The sequence below is a fragment of the Niastella koreensis GR20-10 genome (assembly GCF_000246855.1).
GTDB classification, from domain to species: Bacteria; Bacteroidota; Bacteroidia; order Chitinophagales; family Chitinophagaceae; genus Niastella; species Niastella koreensis.
Genome location: NC_016609.1, coordinates 4429368 through 4453647 on the forward strand (window position 1 = coordinate 4429368; position 24280 = coordinate 4453647).

The 24280-nt window shown below is 45.6% G+C and carries 16 protein-coding genes; 4 read left to right on the plus strand and 12 right to left on the minus strand.

Features of this window, described 5'->3' with window-relative positions:
* Positions 1-318: 318 nt before the first annotated feature.
* From NIAKO_RS17395 to NIAKO_RS17405, 3 genes are all read left to right on the plus strand, one after another.
* Positions 319-678: a hypothetical protein gene (locus NIAKO_RS17395; protein ID WP_014219751.1), complete on the plus strand. Its 360-nt coding sequence runs from the start codon at positions 319-321 to the stop codon at positions 676-678.
* Between the two features lie 60 nt (positions 679-738).
* Positions 739-2331 (plus strand): FAD-binding protein, encoded by a 1593-nt coding sequence (locus tag NIAKO_RS17400; protein WP_014219752.1) that lies wholly within the window; start codon positions 739-741, stop codon positions 2329-2331.
* 239 nt (positions 2332-2570) lie between these two features.
* Positions 2571-3284 (plus strand): class I SAM-dependent methyltransferase, encoded by a 714-nt coding sequence (locus NIAKO_RS17405; protein WP_014219753.1) that lies wholly within the window; start codon positions 2571-2573, stop codon positions 3282-3284.
* Positions 3285-3363: 79 nt separating this feature from the next.
* Here NIAKO_RS17405 and NIAKO_RS17410 read toward each other — a convergent pair whose 3' ends face one another.
* From NIAKO_RS17410 to NIAKO_RS17435, 6 genes are all read right to left on the minus strand, one after another.
* Positions 3364-4494 carry an acyltransferase family protein gene (locus tag NIAKO_RS17410; RefSeq protein ID WP_014219754.1) on the minus strand — a complete coding sequence of 377 codons (1131 nt, stop codon included), beginning with the start codon at positions 4492-4494 and terminating at the stop codon, positions 3364-3366.
* Between the two features lie 97 nt (positions 4495-4591).
* The gene (locus NIAKO_RS17415) at positions 4592-6457 is read right to left on the minus strand and encodes an alkaline phosphatase (RefSeq protein WP_014219755.1); all 1866 of its coding nucleotides are present in this window, start codon (positions 6455-6457) and stop codon (positions 4592-4594) included.
* 134 nt (positions 6458-6591) lie between these two features.
* A complete protein-coding gene (locus NIAKO_RS17420) occupies positions 6592-8109 on the minus strand; it encodes a RagB/SusD family nutrient uptake outer membrane protein (protein WP_014219756.1) in 1518 nt (505 codons plus the stop codon).
* A 20-nt stretch (positions 8110-8129) separates the two neighbouring features.
* Positions 8130-11537: a SusC/RagA family TonB-linked outer membrane protein gene (locus NIAKO_RS17425; protein WP_014219757.1), complete on the minus strand. Its 3408-nt coding sequence runs from the start codon at positions 11535-11537 to the stop codon at positions 8130-8132.
* Between the two features lie 21 nt (positions 11538-11558).
* Positions 11559-12506 (minus strand): FecR family protein, encoded by a 948-nt coding sequence (locus NIAKO_RS17430; protein ID WP_014219758.1) that lies wholly within the window; start codon positions 12504-12506, stop codon positions 11559-11561.
* A gap of 52 nt (positions 12507-12558) precedes the next feature.
* The gene (locus NIAKO_RS17435; RefSeq protein WP_014219759.1) at positions 12559-13143 is read right to left on the minus strand and encodes an RNA polymerase sigma factor; all 585 of its coding nucleotides are present in this window, start codon (positions 13141-13143) and stop codon (positions 12559-12561) included.
* A gap of 97 nt (positions 13144-13240) precedes the next feature.
* On the opposite strand from NIAKO_RS17435, the gene NIAKO_RS37830 reads away from it, so the two are divergent.
* Positions 13241-13516 carry a hypothetical protein gene (locus NIAKO_RS37830; RefSeq protein ID WP_071884242.1) on the plus strand — a complete coding sequence of 92 codons (276 nt, stop codon included), beginning with the start codon at positions 13241-13243 and terminating at the stop codon, positions 13514-13516.
* Positions 13517-14166: 650 nt separating this feature from the next.
* Here NIAKO_RS37830 and NIAKO_RS17445 read toward each other — a convergent pair.
* The 6 genes from NIAKO_RS17445 to NIAKO_RS17470 all read right to left on the minus strand — a co-directional run bounded on the left by NIAKO_RS17445 (position 14167) and on the right by NIAKO_RS17470 (position 24172).
* Positions 14167-15051 (minus strand): DUF5017 domain-containing protein, encoded by an 885-nt coding sequence (locus NIAKO_RS17445; RefSeq protein WP_014219760.1) that lies wholly within the window; start codon positions 15049-15051, stop codon positions 14167-14169.
* A 110-nt stretch (positions 15052-15161) separates the two neighbouring features.
* Positions 15162-16706, minus strand: coding sequence for a RagB/SusD family nutrient uptake outer membrane protein (locus NIAKO_RS17450; RefSeq protein WP_014219761.1), 1545 nt, complete (start codon positions 16704-16706; stop codon positions 15162-15164).
* Positions 16707-16758: 52 nt separating this feature from the next.
* The gene (locus tag NIAKO_RS17455; RefSeq protein ID WP_014219762.1) at positions 16759-20145 is read right to left on the minus strand and encodes a TonB-dependent receptor; all 3387 of its coding nucleotides are present in this window, start codon (positions 20143-20145) and stop codon (positions 16759-16761) included.
* A gap of 430 nt (positions 20146-20575) precedes the next feature.
* Positions 20576-21844, minus strand: coding sequence for a FecR family protein (locus tag NIAKO_RS17460; RefSeq protein WP_014219763.1), 1269 nt, complete (start codon positions 21842-21844; stop codon positions 20576-20578).
* A gap of 82 nt (positions 21845-21926) precedes the next feature.
* Complete coding sequence (locus NIAKO_RS17465) at positions 21927-22475, minus strand: RNA polymerase sigma factor (RefSeq protein WP_014219764.1); 549 nt, start codon at positions 22473-22475, stop codon at positions 21927-21929.
* A 287-nt stretch (positions 22476-22762) separates the two neighbouring features.
* The gene (locus NIAKO_RS17470; protein WP_014219765.1) at positions 22763-24172 is read right to left on the minus strand and encodes a sugar porter family MFS transporter; all 1410 of its coding nucleotides are present in this window, start codon (positions 24170-24172) and stop codon (positions 22763-22765) included.
* Positions 24173-24280 lie beyond the last annotated feature (108 nt).

Here is a 24280-nt window from a genome sequence, read left to right on the forward strand (position 1 = left end):
GTTGTGCTATCAAACAGGGTTAACCTGGGGTTGAACAATCGGTTCTTAATATTTTCCCGAGCGGGTCGTCCCGGACCTTCAAAGTAAACGCATTTTGATATACAACTACTCAAAAGTTGTTGTCATAATTTTCACACATTTCTGCACAGTAATGATAACCGGTTGTTTGATACTGCGTTGTAATTAATGAATATTTTGACGATCATCATTAAATTTTGTTACCACCAATGTGGTATTGGTATGCCCGTGACAATCCCCTAGATTTGAGGTAGCTTTTTCCATTTCCCACTCCTACCCTCGCACTAATAAATAAATCATATGCAATTGTCTGCCACATTCACCAAAACACTGTCAATTTATCTTATAGCTTTTCTACCCGCAATAACCTGCACACTCACCAGTTGCAGCAGCACTAAAATAATTACCGAATACGATTGCGCCGATGCTACCAACATCAACAAAGACACTACCGTATGGCATTATTTCTGGGGATTGGTGCAGTCGAAAGACATTCGCCCACAATGCGATAAACGGTATAATCACCTCAATAAGGTTGTAGTAAAATCAACGCCGGGACATGTGTTATTAACAGTTATCACATTGGGAATTGTAATTCCCCAGAAAGTGAGCTGGTGTTGCGCTCCTCCTAACCCACAACCCGGTCATTTAGGAAATTAAAATACAGTTGACGAGTTGACCCGTCAACTGGTCAACTGGTTAACTTTTCAACTAATTAATATGGCATTACCTGAAGGCATATTAGCACTTCCCATTACCGACTGGGAAAACGGTCACCAGAATTTTACTGTTACATTAACAAAAGATGCAAGCTTTAACCTGCGTCTGCCTTTCGACTTCTCCCAGCAGGAAAAGAATTACCAGGCTACCACCAAAAACTTTCAATGGCTGATACAACATGCCATTGACAATAATGTTCGCCTGCGGGCGCTTGGCAATGGCTGGAGCTTCAGCGATGTGGCCGTATGTAATGGCGGACTGGTGGATACCCGTGAGCTGCGTACTTTCTTTAGCATGGGCAATAGTTTTTTATCACCGCAATACCTCGCCAATGGCAAAACTGCACAAGACCTGGTGTTTACCCAATGCGGCATGAGCATCTTACAAATGAATAAGGAGCTGGAAGAAGAAAATGGCTGGCTGCGTTGCCTGCGTGCTTCCGGGGCCAGTAACGGACAAACCATTGCCGGCGCTACTGCTACCGGCACTCATGGCGCCGGGTATAAAGTTGGCGCCGTACATGATGCCATTGTAGGCTTACATCTTGTCACCGGCGCCAATCGTCATGTGTGGCTCGAACGGGCCTCGTATCCCGTAGCTTCGCAGGCTTTTACCGACTGGCTGGGCGCCGAAGTGTTTCGTGACGATGACCTGTTCAATTCTGCAGTGGTGAGTTTTGGCAGTTTTGGTTTTGTACATGGGATCCTGCTGGAAACGGAACCTATTTTCCTGCTGGAGAAACATACTTCTTCTAATATTCCTTATAACGACAAGCTGAAACAGGCCATCAATGAATGGAAATTTGAAGCGCTCCATGATTTTCTCCCCTTCCCGCCCGAAAGCCCTGGCCGTAGTTTGTATCATTTTGAAGTGATCGTAAATCCACATCGCTTTGCCATTGACGATGCAGACAAAGGCGTGTTCCTGCGCGCGATGTATAAAACGCCGTACAGAACAGATTACGACAAACCCGCCTTACCCGCCGGTAAATTTCAATACGGTGATGAATTGCTTGGACTGGTACAAACCATTCTCGATAATATCGGTAAAAAGCTTACGCAAAAACTGGTACCGCCATTGGTCACCAAATTATTTCCGCTGGCGTTTGCCGCCAATGAACAGGCCACTGGCACCATTGGTGAGATCTTTACCAATACCAAATTCAGGGGCAAAGCAGCCAGCGCCGCTATTGCCATAGACACGGCTAATGCCAGCCGCGCCATTGAAGAAATTGTGGAATTGAATAAAAAGACTCCTTTTGCCGGCGCCCTGGCCCTGCGTTTTGTAAAGGGCACGCAAGCCACGCTCGGCTTTACCAAATTTGAAAAAACCTGCGTACTGGAAATGGATGGTGTTGAATCGGTCACCAGCCGTAAGTTCTTCAGCAGCGTGTGGGACCGTTTTGAAGCAATCGGCCTCCCCTATACCTTACATTGGGGCAAGATCAACTTTAACCTAACCGAACCGCGCATCCGCCAGATGTATGGCGATGCTGCGGTAAATAAATGGCTTACTGCGAGACATAAATTGCTTGATAACGAAACGCAAAAGGTGTTTAATAATGCTTTTATGGAACGCACAGGGTTAATGTGATAATTAGCTAATTTGATAATGTGATAATTGAATACATGGCTAACTATTATCGAGCGCTTCCATTATCACATTAGCTAATTGGCCATATAATTTATTTTATATACCTTGGATTCCCCATCCCAGCCAACGTACACATTCCCGGATAAATACTCAATCAAAGTCGGTGATGATTCCCTTGCGCAGTATCAACAACAATACGCGCAGGTACTGTATTTTTTAATCAAATTAAAATTCAGGAAATGATTGCTCATCCCGACAAATTTGCCGGCTTTTACAACAATGGATTGCTTGACTTTGACCGCAGACTGGCATATTACGCCTATCAACAGTTTAAACCGTACTTTAAAAACAAAACATGCCTCGAATTAGGTCCTGCCACCGGATACATGACCTGTCACTTATTAAACGATTTTAAAGAAGTGACCGCTGTAGAGGGATCTTTAAACTTATTAGAACAGATCCCTGATCATCCATCCCTTGTAAAAGTGCATTCCTTATTTGAGGAATATGAACCTGGAAAAAAGTTCGATACAATTATCATGAGCCATGTTCTGGAACATATTTTTGATCCGGTAGCATTACTTAAACGGATAAAAGGCTGGCTGGCAGATGAGGGCGTTTTCATTGTTGGAGTTCCCAATGCAAAATCATTCCACCGCCTGGCAGCTGTTGAAATGGATCTCCTGAAAACAATATATACCTTAAATGACAGGGATAGAGCTGTGGGCCATTACCGGGTGTATGATATGGATACTTTACAAAAAGATGCGGAGTCGGCTGGTTATAAAGTAATTGACACCGGCGGCATTTTTATTAAATTCCTGACTAATAAACAAATTGATGACGCTCTAAATAAAGAGTTTTTAAATGAAGCCATCATGGATGCTTATTTTAAACTGAGCAATGTATTTAAAGAAAACTCTGCCGAGATCTTTTTAGTGCTGGGTCAATAACCCAATAGTGGCAAAAAAAGGAACAGCCTTACGTCGTAAAGTAAAGCTGTTCTTTTTATCTTTTGTTTTTACAACTGTATTATACTCTTACATAAATCTTCTTCTTATCCATCCAATACCCCACACTCCAGCAAAGCAACATAAATAACACCGCCTGTACCAGCGCGCCAAAATACGGCGTTGCCAGATGAATGAAAATATTATCATATAACCACCTGAAGACGGAGATGCCGGAAGGCAATTTGAATACACTGTACAAAATAGCCAGCACCTCAGACAGCAGATAAATAAACAACGGGTTCTTGCCAAACACCTGGAAGAAAGGCGTCCAGGAAGTTTTTTGCTGAATATCGGCTATATAAACAATGGCAGCTATAATGAGACAATCAATGCCCACAGTGTGTAATACAAAAGAGCTGGTCCAGAGTTTTTTATTGATGGGGAAAGAATAATTCCAGAAATGCGCCAAGACCAACAGGGCAAAACCAGCCAGCATCAGTTTGGTGAGGGCTTCATAGGTGCCGCCTTTTTGTTGCAGGAACCTGCCTACCCAGTAACCACCTACAACATTGGCAATGGCCGGGAACGTACTTAAAAAACCTTCGGGATCAAAAGGCACGCCTTCGCCATGATATAAATGGTCGGGACCGAGCAGCCACAGATCGAGCTTTAAAACGGCATTGCCAGCCAGCGACAACGGATCGGCCGAATCGCCAAAGAAATACAGCACGGGCCAGTATAACAACAGGATGGCAGCGGTAATAATGATCGTTGCGCGGAATTTTAAAAAGTAAAGCATCAGCGAAGCAAAGCAATACGCCAGCGCTATGCGTTGTAAAACGCCAAAAACGCGCGTTTTCTCAAATGGATAAAAGGCGTACACGCCGGTTACCTTATCCATCCGCACAAAGGGAAACCAGTACATGAGGTAACCCAGTATAAAAATGAGTAATGTTCGTTTTAAAATTTTACCCAGTACAAAGCCGGTCGAAGCATTCTCCCACCTGGGCATTACAAAGCTCATGGCATTACCTACCGCAAATAAAAAAGATGGAAAAACCAGGTCGGTAGGCGTAAAACCATGCCATTGGGCATGCAGCAGCGGTGCATAGGTATGGCTCCCATCAGGCGAGGTATTTACAATGATCATGAAGCAAATGGTCATGCCCCTGAACACATCGAGGGCCAGGAATCGTTTTTGTTGTTGCATGTCAGTTTGAAATTGGTGTAGCAGTAATTACCTGGAATAAGCCGAAAGTAATCATTTCACACGAATAGGCAAACAACTGAGCCGGGCTGCTGCTGATTTATTTTCTTATTGGGATGTTAAGCGCCGCCATCATGCGGTAAAACAACTCCGTGTTTTCATATACGCCCCTGAAACGGAACGATTGCGGGCCATAGGCAAACACCGGCACCGGTGTGGCAGTATGGTCGTTGGTGGAAAAATTACCGCTTACATAGCCATTGGAATAATCGCCGGCCAGCAGCGACAAACCACCGGTTTCGTGATCGGCTGTTACAATAACAAGTGTTTGTCCGTCTGCATCAGCAAATTGCATCGCTTTGCCTATCACCTGGTCAAAATCCATTACCTCGCTGGCTACATACGATAGGTCGTTGGCATGACCGCCATAATCAACCTGCGCGCCCTCCGTCATTAAAAAAAATCCCGCTTTATTGCGGGACAACGTTTTCACTGCTTTTGAGAAGGCCTGTTCCAGCCAGTGCTCCCGCCCCCGCAGCACGGGCAAACCCGCCTTCGGGTCAACCACCACCCATTTTTTACCAGGTACATCTTTCACGCTGTCCACACTATGAACAACAGTAAATTCAGGCGACAACTCCTGGAAGGCGCTGTCGGAACCGGCGTCTTTGACATTTCCTTCCAGCAGGGCAACATTTGCTAAACTCTCCCTGCCCGATCCCATCAGCAGATCGATATCGGCCTTTTTAAGATCATGAATGATAGCAATAGAATTTTCCCGGTCGGTTTGATGCGCGTAGAAATCAGCCGGCGTGGCATCGGTAATATCCCCACAGGTAACCAGCCCGGTTTTTATATTTTTTGTTTTCAGAAACACCGGCAGCAAGGGAATGGCTACTCCGGTATGATCTACGCCCACATGCCGGTTATTGGTTTTTTCACCGGAAGCAAAGGCCGTTGAACCGGGGGCCGAATCGGTAACATAACAATCGTACGAGCTGGTTTTGGAGAACCCGATATTACGCATGTTGAAAACATTCAGCGCGCCTTTATTGGCGGTATAACCGGCATACAACTGGGCCAGCCCTGTACCATCGCCAATGAACAGTAAAATATTCTTTACCGGTTTATCAACGCCATCATGCAGAAAAGTGGGTTGATAAGGCTTATACCCGGTTTTATTTTTAAAAGAGTTCGACGGCATTTTCCGCAGAAAATCTGACAATGCTTTAATGCTATCTGTATTGATATAATCCACCTGCAGGCGCATCAACTGGATCCAGGCATTGGTAAAATCAGGGGCTCCCCAAAAACGAACCCGTTTGTTGAGTGCATGCGCATGTGATACCAGTTTTTGCAGCGTATCCCATTGCGGCGAAGGAATAATTCCTTTTCCATTCCACATGGTATATTTTTTCAGATCGGCGCTTAGCATCACCACGCGCGCAAGGGCAGCGGCCGGATACTCTTTTTGCAATTCACCATCGAACCAGATAAAGGAAGGATAAGAAGCATACGCCGATACCTCGGGCCGGTTGCCACTGATAGCAATCTGCAAAGTTGAACACTGTGTAAGCACGGGATATTTCCGCAACAGTTCAACCAGTTTGTTCAGGGTAGTTACGCTGTCGGTTTTTATATCTATCATAAACTGCAGGTGCCGGGCGGCATCTGCATAAATATGTCCCTTGTTCTTTTCTATAAATGACTGCAACGGTTTCAGGTACATATCTTCCAGTGTTCGGTGCAATGCCAGTTCCTTTTCACTATGCGCTACCAGTATTTCACCATTATACCAGAAGATATCGGCCTCTATGGAACCAAAGGTTTCATTATAGGCCGTTAACAGCGGAACCGGCTGCTCATAGTCGTTGTGCGAGTGCGCATTGGCAACGGTATAGTTAGCAGGTTGGGAGAAAGCTGTTGTTCTGAGAACGATCAATAAAGTAAAAAGTAGCTTATTCAATTTGAAATATTTTTTTGTCAGTAGTGAATGGTGAGTAGTGAGTAGTCAGTAGTGAGTGGGTTTCCGATAATCCGGAAGGCTGAACAATAGCGAGTTAACTCACTACTCACTACTGACTACTCACTACTCACAACTCACCAACCCGTGCTTTGTTTTATCACCCCGCCGCTATTGCTGATCTCCGTAGAAGGAACAGGCCATACGTTGTGCACCGCAGGATTAAATGTTCTGGCCGGCCAGATAATGGCGCCGTTATAACCATGTAACGGTTGTGCATAGGCAGTTTGTGCATCGCCCCAGCGAACCAGGTCACGGTGACGATCGGCCCATTCACCGGCAAATTCACAGCGGCGTTGCTTTTTCAATTCCGCCAGGGTAGCGCCGGTAATGTTTGTCAATCCCGCGCGGTTACGGATGGCGTTGATCTCTGCATCGGCATTTTTACCCTGCATCAATTCGGCTTCTGCTTTTATCAGCAACACTTCGGCATAACGCAGCAATGGCGGATTCAGAGCAGTGGTTGGGTGATCGCCGTTAGGACTAATATACGTACTAATAGGATTTGCATAGGAAAATGGCTCCATATATTTCCTGAACTGGTAACCACTTAAACTATTGGCGGAACCATAAACAGTATCTTTTCCAAAGAAGCGGAAAGCGTCACCCGGTTTCAGGATGGTAACCTCCCTGCGCTGATCACCATTTTCATAGGCATCGTACAATTCTTTGGTTGGTGTATAATATCCCCAGCCATTGTATTTTCCCCAACCTTTGTTCTCGAGCATAACACCAGGCAGAATGCTGCCCCAGCCTCCTGTTCCTTTTGGCGTACTAAGAGCGCTCCAGATGTATTCTTTGGTCCAGTTATTGGCAATGGTAAATACATCGCCAAATTTGCCAAGCAGGGCATGCTTGCCGCTTTTTATCACCGAGTCGGCATACTTCTCTGCATTGGGCCAGCTCTTTGTATACAGGTACATTTTCGACAGGTAGGCCCAGGCGGCGGTTTTATGGGCACGGCCATAATCTTCCGCCTTATAAGTATCGAAATAAGGCAACAGGTTGGCGGCGGTTTTAAAATCGCTTTCAACCAGTGCATAATTTTCGCTTACACTGGCAGCGCGGGCCACCGCGGCAGTACTGGAAGAATTGGCTTCCGTAACAATGGGTACACCGGCATTTTCATTCCCATAGTTATACGACAATTGAAAATACATCAGTCCGCGTAAGAAATAAGCTTCGCCCAGGATCCTGCTCTTCAATGCTCCATCCATTTCAATACCGGGCACGTGCAGAATGATATCATTGGCGCGTTTAATAACTATGTACCGCATCTTCCATTGATCGGTAAGATAAGATACGCCGGAAGTAGCGCTGTTGAAATTTTTCACGTTATCGGCCTTGGCATTGGAACGGCCGGTCACCATGTCGTCACTGGCATTGATGTACCACATAAAACCGCGGCCATAAAACTCTTCACCATCAAATTGTTCATACAGGGCATTGGACCCGCTGATGGCATCGGCCTGCGTTTTCCAGAAATTTCCTGTTACGGGCGAACCCTCCGGTTCAATATCCAGTTTCTTATCACAGCTGGTTAATACACCTGCCGCCATGCAATATATTACGATATTATTGAGTATCTTTTTCATTGTTAAGTTTGCTTATTCGGTTAGAAATTAACGTTTACTCCAACAAATACCGAACGCGCCTGCGGATAACGGCCTTTGTCGATGCCGTATTCGTTCATGCCCACCTCAGGATCGAACCCTTTATACTTTGTGATGGTAACCAGGTTATTGGCGGTTACGTATACCCGCAGGGTATTTATCTTAACCCGGTTGGTCAGCTTGCCCGGTAAGGTATAACCCAGAGTCACGTTCTTGATACGGGCATAAGAGCCATTATCGAGATACCAGTCGCTCACGGTGCTGAAGTTGCCATTGGCATCGGTTAAAGACACCCGGGGAATGGCAGCATTGGGATTTTCCGGCGTCCAGGCATTCACTACATCATGCAGCATATTGTAATTCTGACCGCTCGCGCCGGCCTGCATGGCCAGGTACTTGAGACCGTTGAAGATCTTGTTGCCCTGTACCCCCTGCACAAAGAAGTTCAGATCAAAATTTTTGTAGCTGGCATTAAAACTGAAGCCATAGGTGAAATTGGGATAATTGCCCTTTCTTATCACCCGGTCACTATCATCAATTTTACCATTGCCGCTTACATCCACAAACTTCAGATCGCCGGGTTTTGCATTCGGCTGAATAAGGGCGCCATTTTTATTCTTATAGTTGTTTACTTCATCCTGCGTTTTAAATATCCCGGCCGTAGGTACCACGTAGTACGACCAAAGCGGGCTGCCCACCTGCATGATCACCGGCGCCAGGGTGCTGCGGATGTTTATATCGGCTGTTGAAACGGTAGTGATATTATCGGTGAGGGAAACCAGTTTGTTCGATACTTTAGTGATCGTAGCACCTATGCTGTACTGAAATGCGGCTTTGGGATTACCATTGTAATTAATACCCAGCTCGATGCCTTTATCCTGCGCTTCACCCACGTTATCCCATTTACCATAGTTTACCCCATTGGTACTGGCCGGCGGTCGGCGATACAGCATGTTCTCTGTATTCTTGATAAAATAATCGGCATTCAACGAAAGGCGGTTATCCAGCACAGCAACATCGGCCCCAACGTTGTATTGACGGGATTGAGCCCATTTCATATTCAAATTTGAAATAGCATCCTCTGCATATCCATACACCTGGGCGGGATCCTGCCCCATGTAGGCGGTGGTAGGCTGCATAGGCACATTCACCGAGTTAGCCGGCAAACTACCCAGGTTACCCAGCAAACCATAACTGGTGCGCAGTTTCAGGTTGTTCAACCAGTTTATGCCATGCATAAACGCCTCGCGACTGATAACCCAACCGCCGGTAACTGCATAATAGTTGGCAAACTTGTTCCCTTTGGCCACCAGGGAAGTTCCATCGCGCCGGCCTAATAAGGTAAGCAGGTATTTTTCCTGGTAGTCATAGTTCACCCGCGCCAGGTACGAAACAAGCGCCTTTTCCGTCTTGTAGCTTTGGGGTTTAAAAATATCGTTGGCATTCTGAAAATAGCGGTACACCACCCGTTCATCGGTAAAATCCTGTGCCTGCGCATAGGCGCCTTCGGCCAGTTCGTGCTGGTATACATAACCAGCTACGGCCGTTACGTGATGTTCCCCAAATTCTTTATTATAAGTAAGCGTTTGTTCAGCCAGCAGGTTTGTGTAATTATCATTGCTGATGGAAAGCTGGTTGAAATCGAAGATCTTTCCGATTTCCAGCACGCGGGTATCAAACTCCCTGGCAGTAGAAAAACTTTTTGTAAGGGCAAAATTGCTTCGAAAGGTAAGGTTGCGGTGCAGTTTGATATCCACATATGGATTGATCAGAATTCCATTCACCGGGTTCTTGTAATCCAGGCGGTTCAGGTAAGCAACGGGGTTTATTACATCGCCATAGCTTCCGGCATAGGTAGCAGGCAGGCCTGCATAGGTACCATCCGCATTGTAAGGCGCCACGCTGGGTGGATAAAAGATCGCCGATAAGATAGCGCCGGTATAAGCGCTTTGGGTATTGGCGCCATTGCCATTGGTAAACGTGTATTGCAGGTTCTCCCCTACTTTTAACCAGGGTTTCAGTTGATGATCGGAGTTAAGACGGAAATTATACCGTTCGGTATAGGTATTCAGCAATGTACCCTCCGCCTTGCGATAACCAAAACCCATAAAATATTTCGACTTATCACTGCCGCCATTGATATTGACGTTATAGTCGTTTATATGACCGGTCCTGAAAATATCATCCATCCAGTTGGTACGGGTTATTTGTCCGTCGGGATAGGTGGTGGCATCAAAAGCCGGAGACCTTGGTTTGCCGGCATTGTCAGCAGCCAGGTTCATCATATCGGCGTATTCTTTGGCGTTTAACGGCTGCAATTTGCGCCAGGCCTTTTGTGCACCGTATTTGGCATCTACCGTGATGGAAGCGGCGCCTGATTTACCTTTTTTTGTAGTGATGAGAATTACGCCGCCGGAAGCTCTTGCTCCATAAATAGCAGCCGACGCATCTTTCAACACAGAGATATTCTCAATTTCATTTGGGTTTACTACCGGCACACCATCCGTAACCACCCCATCCACAACATACAACACTTTCTCCCCGTTAATACCACCCAGTCCGCGAATACTCACGCTGGGTAGTGAGGTTGGGTCGCCCCCTTCATTCTGCACAATCACACCGGGCGCTTTACCCTGCAATAGCTCGGTAAAGTTGTGTACCGAACGCGACGCTACCTTATCGAGCTTTACATCTGTTTGCGCACCTGAAAATGTTCCTCTTTTTTGTGTACCATAACCCACCACCACTACCGTATTCAGCTGCGTTTCTTCGGGCTCTAATTTGATGAAATTGGGAGCGCCGGCTTTCAATATCACTTCCTTTATAGCATAGCCAACATAAGAAACTATAACTGTAATGGTTTCCCCATCGGCTTCCAGCCTGAAGGCCCCCTTTGAATCGGTTTGGGTACCCACTGTAGTGCCTTTAATGGTAAGGGTTACTCCCGATAAAGGAGCAGCATCATCTGTTACCGTTCCGGTAAACACCTGGCTGCCCGCTGAATAACTGATAAAGTTGCTTCCGGGTTGTTCGGGAACAGTTGATGAGTTAGCCGGCTTTTTTTCTTTATTATAGATCACCACGGTATTGGCATGGCTTTCAAAATCAAGACTGGTTTTACCCAATACTTTCCTGAGCGCCTCTTCAACCGTGATCTCCTTTTTTTCGTGAAGGGTTACTGTGTATTGCCTTACGTCACTTACGTCAAAAGCGAATTTCACCTGAACCCTGATGGCGATATCTGTCAGTACTTTTTCAAGCGGTTGCTGATCTACATTGATAAGCACCGTTTTCTTAAGCGGGTTGGCTGTTTGCGCCGTCAGGGGCAAAATAAAAGCCAGCAAACAAAAGAGCGTAGCGGCCCGTGAAAGCAAGCAGATTGCTTTCCATCTGTTTACAGAAGGACTCATAAATAGAACGTTATGGATTAATTATTGAATGAAGACTGTTTGGTTATGTAACGAAAACTGAATATGATCTTTAGCGCCCAACAGGTTCAGGATCCTGATCACTTCCTGTAAAGGGATATCACGTTTAACCTGCAGGTAATAATCGCCGGTATATTGGGTACGTTTGTTTTCAACCGATACATTAAAATGATCCTGCAACCATTGCATTACTTCGTTCAGGGCTGCATTTTGCAGGAACAGATCACCCCTGATCCAGGCATTGGCTTCGCCCTCCTGCGCACTGTCTTTACGCACCGTATTCTGTTGTTTTATATAGCGTAACCGTTGGCCTGGCAACAGGTAGCCCAGGGTATCCTGCTGTTTATGCACCAGCACTTTTCCGGTAACCACCGACACTTTTACCTCACCTGTACGACTGAGCATTTTTACCGAGAAAGAAGTGCCCTTTACTGTGGTACTCACCCCATTTGATTGAACCGTGAACGGATGCGCCGCATCTTTTTTTACCTCGAAAAAAGCTTCCCCCCGTTGCAGCGTTATGTTCCTGTGACCCGAAAAATTGCTGTAATATATAATCATTGAATTATCGTTGAGCCACACCGTGCTGCCATCGGGCAACAATTGCTTTTCTACTTTACCAGGCGCAGCGGCCACCACCACGCGGGTTGGAAGAGTAAACCAGTAAGCAAGACCGCAACAAACGATCAGCGCAGCAGCTGCTGCGGCATATTTTATCCAGATATTCCGGCTACGGGTTTTAACAGGCAGATCAGGGAGCACCGCCGAAAAAACGGCATCATGCATCCTGCTTTTCAGCAATAAACGGGCATTATCATTGGTAAAGGAATACGGTTCACCTGCAGCCGATTGTTTATCCAGCCAACTGTATAACTCCTGCAATTCTTCTTCAGTACAGGCATTCCGGCTGAACTTTTCCAGTAATTGATCGATATGTTCCTGATAATTCAACGATGATTATTTTTCGGCTTTAACACTAAGACAGGTAAACATAAAAGGTCAACTATCCGGAAGCAACATTTTTTTTAAAAAAGAAAAAAACAAGGAGGGTGAGCAGTTCCGCCTTCCATACCAGGCTTAATTTTTTAACTGCTGTATTTAACTGGTTGCGCACGGTTTGTTCGGAATTACCTGTTTCGTGGGCGATTTCACTAACAGACAGGCCCGAAAACTGGTGCAGTTCATACACCTGTTTCATTTTACGGGGAAGCGTGTTTACCAGCGATCGCAGGGCAGATTCCGTATCCTTTCGTTCATAAGCGGCGGCGGGAGAAATTCCGCTTTCATTATTATATAATACATCCAGGCTGGTAACAGGATATTTCTTTTTAGAGAGATGGTTCAGGATGCGGTTCTTTAAGGCAGTGAATAAGTAAGCGGGCAATGATTGTATTTCGGGCAGTTCATGGCGTTTATTCCAGAAATGAATAAAGAAGTCCTGCACTACTTCTTCCGCATCGTGCCTGTTTTGCAATACTTTAAATGCATATTGAAACAGTGGTTCCCACCAGGTATCGAAGAGAACCTGGAAAGAGGGCTGATGGCCACGGGCTATTTTTTGCAGTAATAATTTGTCAGCGTTTCCCACTTGCAGTGTTTTTAACAACTTTTAGCAGCATGACATCTCCGGTCATACCGGCGCAAATTAAAAAGAGTTAGCGGGTAAGTGTTATTAAGAAATTATTATGTGGGTAGTATATTTGACCTATGTTATTATCCTGCAACCATCTATACACATTCCTGTTCATCATATTATTATGCTGTGTAAAAGCCCCATAGAACCCGGTCACCATCAAATGATCTTCGCACCATGCACCATCGTTATCCATGAGTTGGGTCACAACCAGGGTCTTCCGCATTGCCCTACCAAAAATTGCATCATGAACGACGCCAATGAGCGCATTCAAACCGTTGATCAGAGCGCAAATACCTATTGTTCGGTGTGTAAAGGCAAATTATAATCGATCATCAGTAACTTACTTTGAGTCATCAGTAGCTTTATATGGCTCATCAGTAATTCACTTTAATTCATCCTTGTCAATTTATGCAATGGCTTTTACTAACTATGTGTCAACCCTTACTCATTATAGTTAATTAAGTTCCTATTATGTTTCATCAATTCTTATAAATAGATCATCCAGGACCAACTTTGGACCATCAGTTCGTAAGTTTAGTGCATATCTGCTTAACTTATGCATATATCTTTAGTAGTTTTCACTATAAATAAGCAACGTATGCTCCAATGTTATGCACTTATGTGCCAATGTTATGTAGGGTTGTCCAAAAGTTATACCGGGTTGCTCCAATGTTTATACAGGTTGCACCAATGTTTATCCAGGTTGCTCCAATGTTATGTCAGGTTACTCCAATGTTGGTTCGAAATGCCACGTAGTTAGTCCTAAATGCGGCATCTTTAATGAGATTTGCCACAAAGTTTGATCAAAATGCCTAATTGTTTGATCAAAATGCCTAAATGTTGGGAATATGTGACTTAATTTCCCCTTAATGCCCCTTCCGCAAAAAAACAAGAGCTTTTCCCAGGCCAACTGCCCCGGAAAAGCTCCTGGTAAACGGATAGAAAGTACGGAAAAAGTGCAGGAATCGCACTACATTACTGAACGGTTATATCAACATCTTTCACTTCGCTCTTTGCATCGTACCTGTTTATATTGGCAGCAACAAAAGTTGCTTTGTAAGCGCCTGGCGCCCCATATATATAGGTAAACGATGCTAATGTGGTGGTCATATTCTTTAATGGCGTGCCGGTATCGGGCAACACCTTCTTCAGATTCAATGGTTTTGAAATTACCCAGCCTTCAGCTTCCGGACTGCTGGTAGTGGTGCCGCCCTTTATTTGTAACTGCGAAGTAGAGATGGTCCAGGCTACACCCGGCGCCTTCATAGCTACCGATTTAAACCCGGCGGTAGACTCCCCTATCCCCAGCAGGGAATACGTAGTACTATCTGCCAGCACATTGGACAACGCAACCGATTTGATGGTCCAGGTGCGCTGGGCGCTGCCGGCCGTTCCGGTAAATTTAAACGCCACATAAACAGGATGGTCACCGGTAATAAATTGTGACAGATCTATAACGCCTGCATCTGTGGCGGTACTATTTGTCGCCAGCTTTGCTTTGCTGGTAACATCCGTCCAGGTAGCCTGGTAAATATTGGTTGAATCGTATACGCCTGAAAAATCGGTAGACACCAGTAACTTCAGCGTATTTGTTTGTGAACCCGTTGTCATGGCCGTATTGAATTGCAATTGCGGAACGCCATCTGCCGTTACCCGGTCATTGTATTCATACTTATGATAGGGCTCGCCCGAATAAAACGTCAGGTAGTAAGGATTGCCGGTAAACGAAAACCGGATCGTATCGGCAAGGGCATAGGCATCTTTATCGGTGGTTACCGAAAAGCCCGTTGATTCAACTGTTTTTTTATTGCAGGCCGCACAGGTTATAATTAGCACTGTTATAAAGAGGAATTTTTGCATAATAAGATGTTAAGTGAGTAGTGAGTAGTCAGTAGTGAGTGGGCTTCTGATTATTCGGAAGTCTGAACAATAGCGAGTTCACTCACTACAGACTACTCACTACTGACTAATTACCAATAAGGATTCTGCACCATTTTTTTATTCAACGTCATTTCGCTTAAGGGAATGGGATACAACAAATGCTTGTCATTCACATTCGCTGCATTTACTGCGGCATAGGCATACGTAGTACCTCCCTTTGCTTTAAACTCGTCGGAGATATCGTGCATGGTTTGTACAAAGATGCCCCAGCGAATGAGGTCGGGTTTGCGCAGCCCTTCAAAACACAATTCACGGGCCCGTTCATTGCGCACTTCATCGCGGAACCCATCCTGTGAGGCGATGGCGGTATCTGTTAACCCGGCCCTACGGCGTACCAGGTTCAGCGATTCATTTGCCAGCGCAGTGGCCCCGGTGGCCTCGTTCTCTGCTTCTGCCAGCATCAGCAATACATCGGCATAACGCAGAATGGGAAAATTGGTAGCTGTATAGTTTTTGTTCTTGGGAAATATTTTTTCATACTCCCGGCGCCATTTAGCCGTATTGCGGCCATAAATATTAGTAGCGGGTAATGTTGTTTTTACCCCGGTGGCAGACATACTGTAGGTAGAAATGGACCAGTCGCGGCGAACATCAGTAGGTGCATATAAATAATACAGCTTCTGGGTGGTGCTGTTAAACCCATAAGCATATCCTATTGAATCGGTAACAGTGGACCGGCACAATACCCCGTTCTCATTACCAATACGGCCACCCTCTTTATATGCATCATTATTGGCGCCATAACATTCCGCTTCCCAGATACATTCTTTATAATCTTCAATATCCTGCACTTCATTGATGAAGATCTGTTTGTAATCTGGATTAAGATCATGCTCACCGGATTCCTTTACTTTCAACGCCCAGTCGCGCGCATCCTTGAACTTTTCGGTATCATGTAATGGCGCACCGGCCATGGTAAGGTATACGCGGGCCAGGATGCCCCGCACCGTTGACTTCGATACATGTCCGGAAGAACCGGTCTGCGTGGCTGTTTTCACCAGCGTTTCCGCTTCCTTCATATCGGCAACTATTTGTGCATACACCTCTTTGGTTGGCGTGCGGGCAAGATCTACATTATCTACAGAAACAGAAGGTGTCAACTTCAACGGCACATCGCCATAGTATTGAACCAGGGTAAAATAATAGAAAGCCCGGAGGAACAGGGCCTCCCCTCCTACCACGCTTTTGGCATTGGCGTCCATATCGGCTTTATCCATATTAGCCAGTAATGAATTCGCCCTTTCTATACCTGTATACAGGTTCTTCCATAAAGACGCCACATAGGTATCTGATGCATCATAGTTATAGCGGAAGGGACCGGTAGTAAAACTGGTATATGAAAAAAACGACTCATCCGTAGTGGCGTTGTGCCGGATGGGGATCTGTCCGCCCCACATGGTTTCCTGCGATATGATATCGTATACACCCGCCAGGGCTGAATTTACCTCCTGAGCGTTTGAATAATAGTTATCCGGTTCCAGGAAATGCGGTTTCTTTTCAAGAAATTTTTTGCAACTGCCTGCCACGGCGATCATCGTCGCCAGCAGACCCAGTAAAAAAATTCTTCGTTTCATATGATTCTTGTTAATGAGCTGTTCAATTAAATAATTTCAAATGACAAGTTATTTACAGTGACAGGTTCAACCCCAGTGTTACTGTTCTTGCCCTTGGGTATGAGGAGTAGTCAAACCCGGGGGTAAGCGCTGAATAACCGATGGATACTTCCGGATCGGAACCGGTGTACTTCGTCCAGGTTAACAGGTTTTGTGCTGCTACGTATATACGGCAGCTTTTGATCTTTGCCCTGCCCAGTAATTTTGATGACAATGTATAACCCAGGGCTGCGGTTTTGAATCGCAGGTAAGACCCATCTTCGATGATGCGGGTTGAATATACATACCCATACTGACCGCCGGCACGCGGCATGGTGGTATTGGTATGATCTGGTGTCCAGCGGGCCTGGAAGCTTTGGAACTGGTTTAAGTAAGTTTTATTGCCGTTCTCAAAATTCAGGCGGTTGGCATTTACGATATCATTGCCATACGACCACTGGAAAAATATATTCAGATCGAAACCGCGATAATGGAAATTATTGCTGATACCACCAATATGGCGGGGCAAGCCACGGCCGATCACTGTACGATCATAATCGTTTATCACTTTATCGTTATTCAGGTCGCGGTATTTGGCATCGCCCGGTTGTATGGCGCTGCGGGTATTGCCATTCGTAGCAATGTTGTCTTTCAAAATATAATTACCATTGGCCAGTTTGTCAAAGTCATCATACTGGTATACCCCGTCGCTGATGTATCCATAGATCTGTCCAAGCGGTTGACCCAGCTTTGCCAGGTACAAAGGCACGCTGGCATACCAGGAGTCCCAACTGATAACGGAAGTCATACTCTCCTGGTTCTGGGTGAGCTGCATTACCTTGCTTTTATTGAAAGCGATATTGAAGCTGGTGGTCCAGGAGAAATTTTTATTGGTGATGTTGTTCGATGACAAGGCAATTTCCAGGCCTTCGTTACTGGTTTTACCGATATTCTTATAGGCAGAACCGTAGCCGCTGGTTGGGGGCAGCGCCGCCAACAACAACAGGTCGCTGGTAACTTTTTTATAGTAGTCAACAGTAAGCGACAACCGCTGGTGTAAGAAGCTCACATCAAAACCTACATCGGTTTGCCCGGTTGTTTCCCATTTCAGGTCTTCATTGGCCATGCTTGCCAGTATGGCCCCTTGTTGCAGGGCATTGTTATAAGAATAGTAAGCGGAAATAGGGAAATCAACTTCCGAATAGGTGGCATATTCATCTACGCGGTTATTACCGGTTTTACCCCAGCTGGCCCTTATTTTAGCATCAGAAAGGAAACTTACCTCTTTCATAAAGGGTTCACTGCTTAACCGCCAGGCGAAAGCGCCGGAAGGGAAATACCCCCACTGACGGCCCGGTCTGAATTTTGAACTGCCATCAGCACGGAAAGATGCAGTGAACAGGTAACGGTCTTTAAACGTATAGTTTACCCGCGACAAACCCGACAACAGCGAAGATTCCTTTAAGTCAGGATAAACCGGCTGAAGGGCGCCATAGCCCAGCCCGCTTAATCCCAAAGATTCATATGGCAACAGGTTGGCAGAAGTACCATTATACTCATACCGGGTGGCCTGCGCGGTAACGCCTGCTACCACATTTATTTTATGATCGTTATTGATGCGTTTATCAAAGGTGAGCGTGTTCTCATTCAACCACGAGGTATTATCCGTGTAAGTGATTGAACCGTTTACACCATATACCGAACTTGGATTACCCGAGCGGGTTTTTGAATTATTGAAGACATCATAGCGTTGCGAATTTTTGTTGATGCCGCCGGTTACCCGCAGCTTCAGGTTTTTCAGGATCGAATATTCTACATACGCATTGGCAATAAGGTTATTATTATTCTTTAACCGGTATTCGTTCTGTGCAATGATCACCGGGTTCATTCGATAATCGGTGGTAGGGTTCACCATATCATCCAATAATTCATCCTGAAAATCGGTGCTGATAGCCTTCGTTGGATTTATCGGCGATGCTGGCCGGTAGCCCCAGGTGCCATACAACAGGTTGTTCATGGAAGAACCCGACAGTGATGAAGGAATGGTACCCAGGCGTTTGGTATTGGTATACATAATATACCCGCCCACTTTGGCTTTGTCAAATGTTTGGTCGATGCTTATTTTGCCCTGGTAGCGTTTGAAATTGGAGTTGACGATGATCCCGTCCTGGTTAAACAGATCGCCGGATGCACTGTACCTTGTTCTGGCTGAACCGCCGGTAACCGACAAGCTGTGGTCCATCATGCTCGCCTGGCGGTACAATTTATTTTGCCAGTCAACCGCCTGTACATTTTTATAATCATCCAGGGTAACGCCATTGGCCAGGTACGTATCCTTGAGGTCGGAAGTGCCGATATCCTGTTGCAGCTTCACAAACTCATAGGGGTTCATCACGGGAATGGTCTTTAAATTATTCTGCAGGCCATAATACCCGCTGTAACGCACTACCGGCGGACCATCCTTCCCTTTTTTGGTGGTGATGATAATTACGCCATTTGCGCCTCTGGCGCCATAGATCGCTGTAGCCGATGCATCTTTCAGCACATCCATCGATTCAATATCGTTCGGGTTCAGCATATTGTTGTCGGGGTTCTCAATGGGAAATCCGTCGATCACATACAAGGGAGAATTACTTTGCGTAATAGAGTTGTTGCCACGAATCACAATGTTGATGCCGGCGCCTGGTTGTCCTTCGGTAGAAGACACCATTACGCCTGCTACCCTTCCGGCCAGCGCCTGGTCAAATGAACCCACGGGCGCTTTGTTGATATCTTCCATACTAACCTGGGAAACGGAACCGGTAAGGTCTTTCTTTTTTACCGTACCATAGCCTATCACTACCACGTTCTCCAACCCTTTTGAATCTATTTGCAGGGTTACATTCAGTTCCTTACCGGCATCCACTACTTTCACTTCGTAGGTTACATACCCTACATAGGAAAATTCCAGCACCATGCCGGCTTCAATATTCCTGAGTGTAAATTCTCCTTTGGCATTGGTGCGGCCGCCACGGCTTTGGCCGCGAACGGTTATCGTAACGCCTTCTATTGGCTCTCTGTTCTGGCCATATACATGGCCATGCAGTTCATCCATCACAGCCGCCTGCACAATGGGGCGCTTAGGTTCTTCCTTTAAACTCAGCACAATAGTTTTATCAACTATGTTGTAGGTTAAAGGCTGACCGGCGAGGCACTGGTCAAGTACCACCTTCAACGGCACATTCTTTACATCGATGTTTACGGGTTTTGCTTTTTGCAGCCATTCCAGGTCGTAGAAGAACAGGTAACCTGTTTGTTTCCTGATCTCTTTAAACACCTGTTCCAGGGGTGCGTCACGACGGGTTAAACTTAGTTTCTGCGAGAAACCAATGGCATGCACCTGCAGGCAGGCAGCCAGTAAAAACACAGTGCTAAATTTCATACAGCACGCGGTTTTAAACAGTAATCGTTTCACCTTCCGCTCCCGTTGGGGCGAAGGCGCTTGGCAGTGAACCTTCAAAGACATAGTTTTGCGTTGATTGCGGGACAGAGCTCCTGCTCTCAAAATAGAAGCTCTTCCCTTTGGTTAATGTTTAGCAGTTACGAACAATTGTTACCTGTTAACCCAATCTTCGCCGGAAACACGCCAATGTTTCCGGTTTTTTATTGGGTGCACAGCAAGGGTTTTTCAAGGATCCATACAGTTTTACTTTTATGATAAATTCGTTTTAAGTGAATTTTCAGTTTTCCATTGGGCAGTTCAGAGTTCAGAGTTCAGAGTTCACAGTTCAGAGTTCGCGGCTGCCGCGACGCGCCCTTTGCCCTTTGCCTTTCCACTACTGCCTACTGCCTTTCATTTCTGCCGTTTGCCGTTAAGGCAACACAATAACCAGATTGCCCTCAATTGTAAAATGCACCTTACTTAATTCAAGTATCTTAAGCACCTGCGATAAATTTGAACTGCGGGAAACCTGTCCGGCGAAGCGGCGTGCAGGGATCCTTCCCTTGAAGACCACCTGCACCTTATACCATCGTTCCAGTTGCCGCATGATCGCCTGTATGTCTACGTTATCAAAATAAAATAATCCGTTTTTCCAGGCTATCGCCTCTTCTGTATCCGCATCGTTAATAACCCGGATGCGGTTATTACCAATGGGTGCATTCTTCAATTGCGCCTGCTGACCAGGATTGAGTATTACTGACCGCTCCGGCTGTTGTATATCCGCAGTGCTTGCCCATTCCCGGATGCCACCTTCGAGCAGTGTTGTTTTGATCATGGCTTCATCGGCATAGGCATTCACATTGAAATGTGTTCCCAGCACTTCGATTACTCCTTCCCGGCCTTCATTGCCTGATGCCGGAGCAATGAAATGTACCCGGAAAGGTTTATTATGGTTTTTCGTTATTTCAAAATAGGCTTCACCCGTTAAGTAAACCAAACGCTCGTTACTATTGAATGCGGTGGGATACTTAAGAGAAGAGGCAGCGTTTAACCATACCCTGCTGCCATCGGGTAACATTACATAATACTGACCGCCGGTGGGCGTGGTGAGGGTGTTGTAGGCGGCACTTCGACTGCGCTCAGTGCCCTGGCCCGACCCTTCGACTTCGCTCAGGGTTCCGTTATACTCCAGCCGGCCGTCCTCTTTTTTACTTACCGTAGCTCCGCCATCTGTTGCTACAACTCCATTGGCTGCTTTGCCCAGATCTATCAATGTTCCATCGGCTAAAGTCAGGGTAGCTTTGTTGCCACCGGGCAATGCATCATGCACGGGCGCTTTCTGTTGCTTCGCCTGTACAATAATTTTGGGGGCGGGTGTTTGAACGATATAATAATATACGGGTATAAAGGCCACCACCACTATTGCAGCAGCAACGGAAACCCGGAACCAGCTCCGTTTATAAAGTGGAATTACATTTTGATGTTGTGTTGTCTGATCTATTTGCTCCCAGATGGCGGCTTTCATCTCCTGGCCTAACAATTCTTTTTCCTGTCCTTCCTGCAAGGACGGTTCCCCGGCAGTTGCATCAAAACTTTCATAATAAGCTTTGATGAATTGTTCTTCTTCCGGCGAAGCCTTGCCTGCAAGGTATTTTTGTATCAGCCTGATAAGTTTTTTCCTGGCTTTTGGTTGGGCCATTATGCGGTGCTTTTATATTAAGTACCGGAAATGGCAAAAACTCCCTTGCGGATGAAGAAATTTTTAAAGAAATTTTTCGAGGTTAGAACATCATAAAAAAATGGGCAATGTGAAGCCGTAAACGGTAGATGGTGGCGCCCAATTGGTTCTGTACTGTTTTTTGGGAAATACTTAATTCGTTGGCGATCTCTTTAGTAGACTTATCGTGTTGGGTATGTAATAAAAATATTTGCCGTTTCTTTTCAGGCAGTTCATCGATCCATGCTTTTACATGGTCCATGAGTTCCTTTTCTATCAATTTTCCTTCTGCACCGGAAGTAGAAGCGTCAATGGTTTCATACAATTCAAAAAAAGCGGGACCTGCTTTTTCCCTGGCAACCAGTTTATAGATCTGAAACCGGACAGCCGTCAACAGGTAGGCCTTCACATTACTGATAGTTACCTGTCCTCTTCTGCACCACAGATCAACAAACACATCCTGGATAATATCTTTACATTGTTCTTTATCTTTTAATCGCTTATACGCAGCATTATATAACAGTTCCCAATAGCGATCATACAGGGCATCGAACGCATCCCTGTTATGTTGCGCCAGCAAATCAAGCAATTGGGTGTCGGTGTATAGTATCAAAGCAGTTAGCTACAGTTTGGTAGCTTAAAGCTATCAATTCTCATTTGAAAATCAACATGCAAACGTTTGCGTGATTTCAGTTCAAAGTTTAAAGTTCAAAGTTTTTTGTTTTACGTGTCGCTTTCGCTGTTCTATGTTTAAGTTATTAAGTTCTTAGATTAAGTTATTGAGTTAGTTAGTTGGAACGGCCATGACGCGGCACTCCTTTCTCATTATTAATTTTTCATTCTTCATTTTACTGTCTTTCACTTCAACATTCAACATTGGACATTCAATATTCAATATTCCTACTGCCCTTCCTTAACCAACTTCCTCTCTAGTTCCTCCAAAGACACTCCCTTCGTCTCCGGAACTTTACTAAGCACCCAAATCAATTGCATCAACATCATAAATGCAAAAAAGCCAAAGATGGGCCAGGGATTATCTTTGAAGATGCCATTATCCTTATCTAAGAAAACCGGCGTTATCAACGTAATCAATGCCGCAAATACCCAGTGCACACTGGCGCCAAACGATTGTCCCATGGCGCGGACTTTATTCGGGAATATTTCCGAAATAAAAACCCAGATCACGGCGCCCTGTCCTATCGCATGCGCCGCTATAAACATTAATAGAAACACCATCATTACCCCCGCGCTGGCATGGGTCTTGAAACACCAGGCTACCATGGCCAAACTGACTATATAGCCGAGTGAACCAATGACCAGCAAGGTCTTTCTTCCCAACCTGTCAATGAGATACAAACCCAGAAAAGTAAAGATGAGATTGGTGCCGCCAATAGCTATGGAATTGAATAAAGATTCCTTCGCTGCCAAACCTGCCCTGCTTAAGATCTCAGGCGCATAGTATAAAATAAAATTGATCCCCGACCACTGGTTAAAGAAAGCCACTAAAAATGCCAGCCAAAGAATTGAACTGTATTTTTTACTGAAAAAATGATTGTTGGCATGACCGGCTTGTGTTTCATGGGTAGCACTCGCAGTGATTACCTGAATTTCGGCATCGATGTTGTTCATCCCCAGCCGTTCCATTACCTTTCTTGCAGTGGCGTTATCGCGCTTCACCGCTACCAGCCAGCGCGGGCTTTCAGGAATACTAAACACCATGAATGTATAAATCAATGAAGGGATCGCCATAACGCCCAACATCCAACGCCAGTCGTTATTGCCGCCCACACCCTGTAAAAAATAGTTGGAGAGAAAGGCTATCAGTATTCCGAACACAATATTGAACTGGTACATAGCCACCAGCCGCCCCCTTGTTGAGGGGGTGGAAATTTCTGATACATACGTAGGTGCTGCTACTGAAGAAACGCCGATACCAATGCCGCCGATAAAACGGAAAAAAGAGAACAAATAAGGTCCATTTGCCAATGCCGAGCCCAGGGCGGAAACACTGAACAAAATACCTACCCATAACAATACATTTTTGCGTCCGTATTTCTGGGTGGGGAATCCACCGAAGACCGCTCCCACTACAGTGCCCCATAAGGCCATTGACATAATAAAAAAACCATGAAACCAGGGGGATGTATGCCATAATTCTTTTATAGGCAAATTGGCGCCCGAGATCACCACCGTATCAAATCCGAAAATAAAACCGGCAAGGGCCGCAATCAATGAAATACCGAATAAATTGGCTGAGGATGAGGTACTGCCAGATTGGGCAGTAGCCTCGGTATCGAAAGAAACTTGCATAGCAGTCGTTTTGGGTTAAAAGATAGTACTTTTCCAGTTACTAGCCTCCCCCCGGCCCCCTCCGGTGGAGGGGGAGTATTAGCCTCGCGACTATTGGCCGCTGGCTGT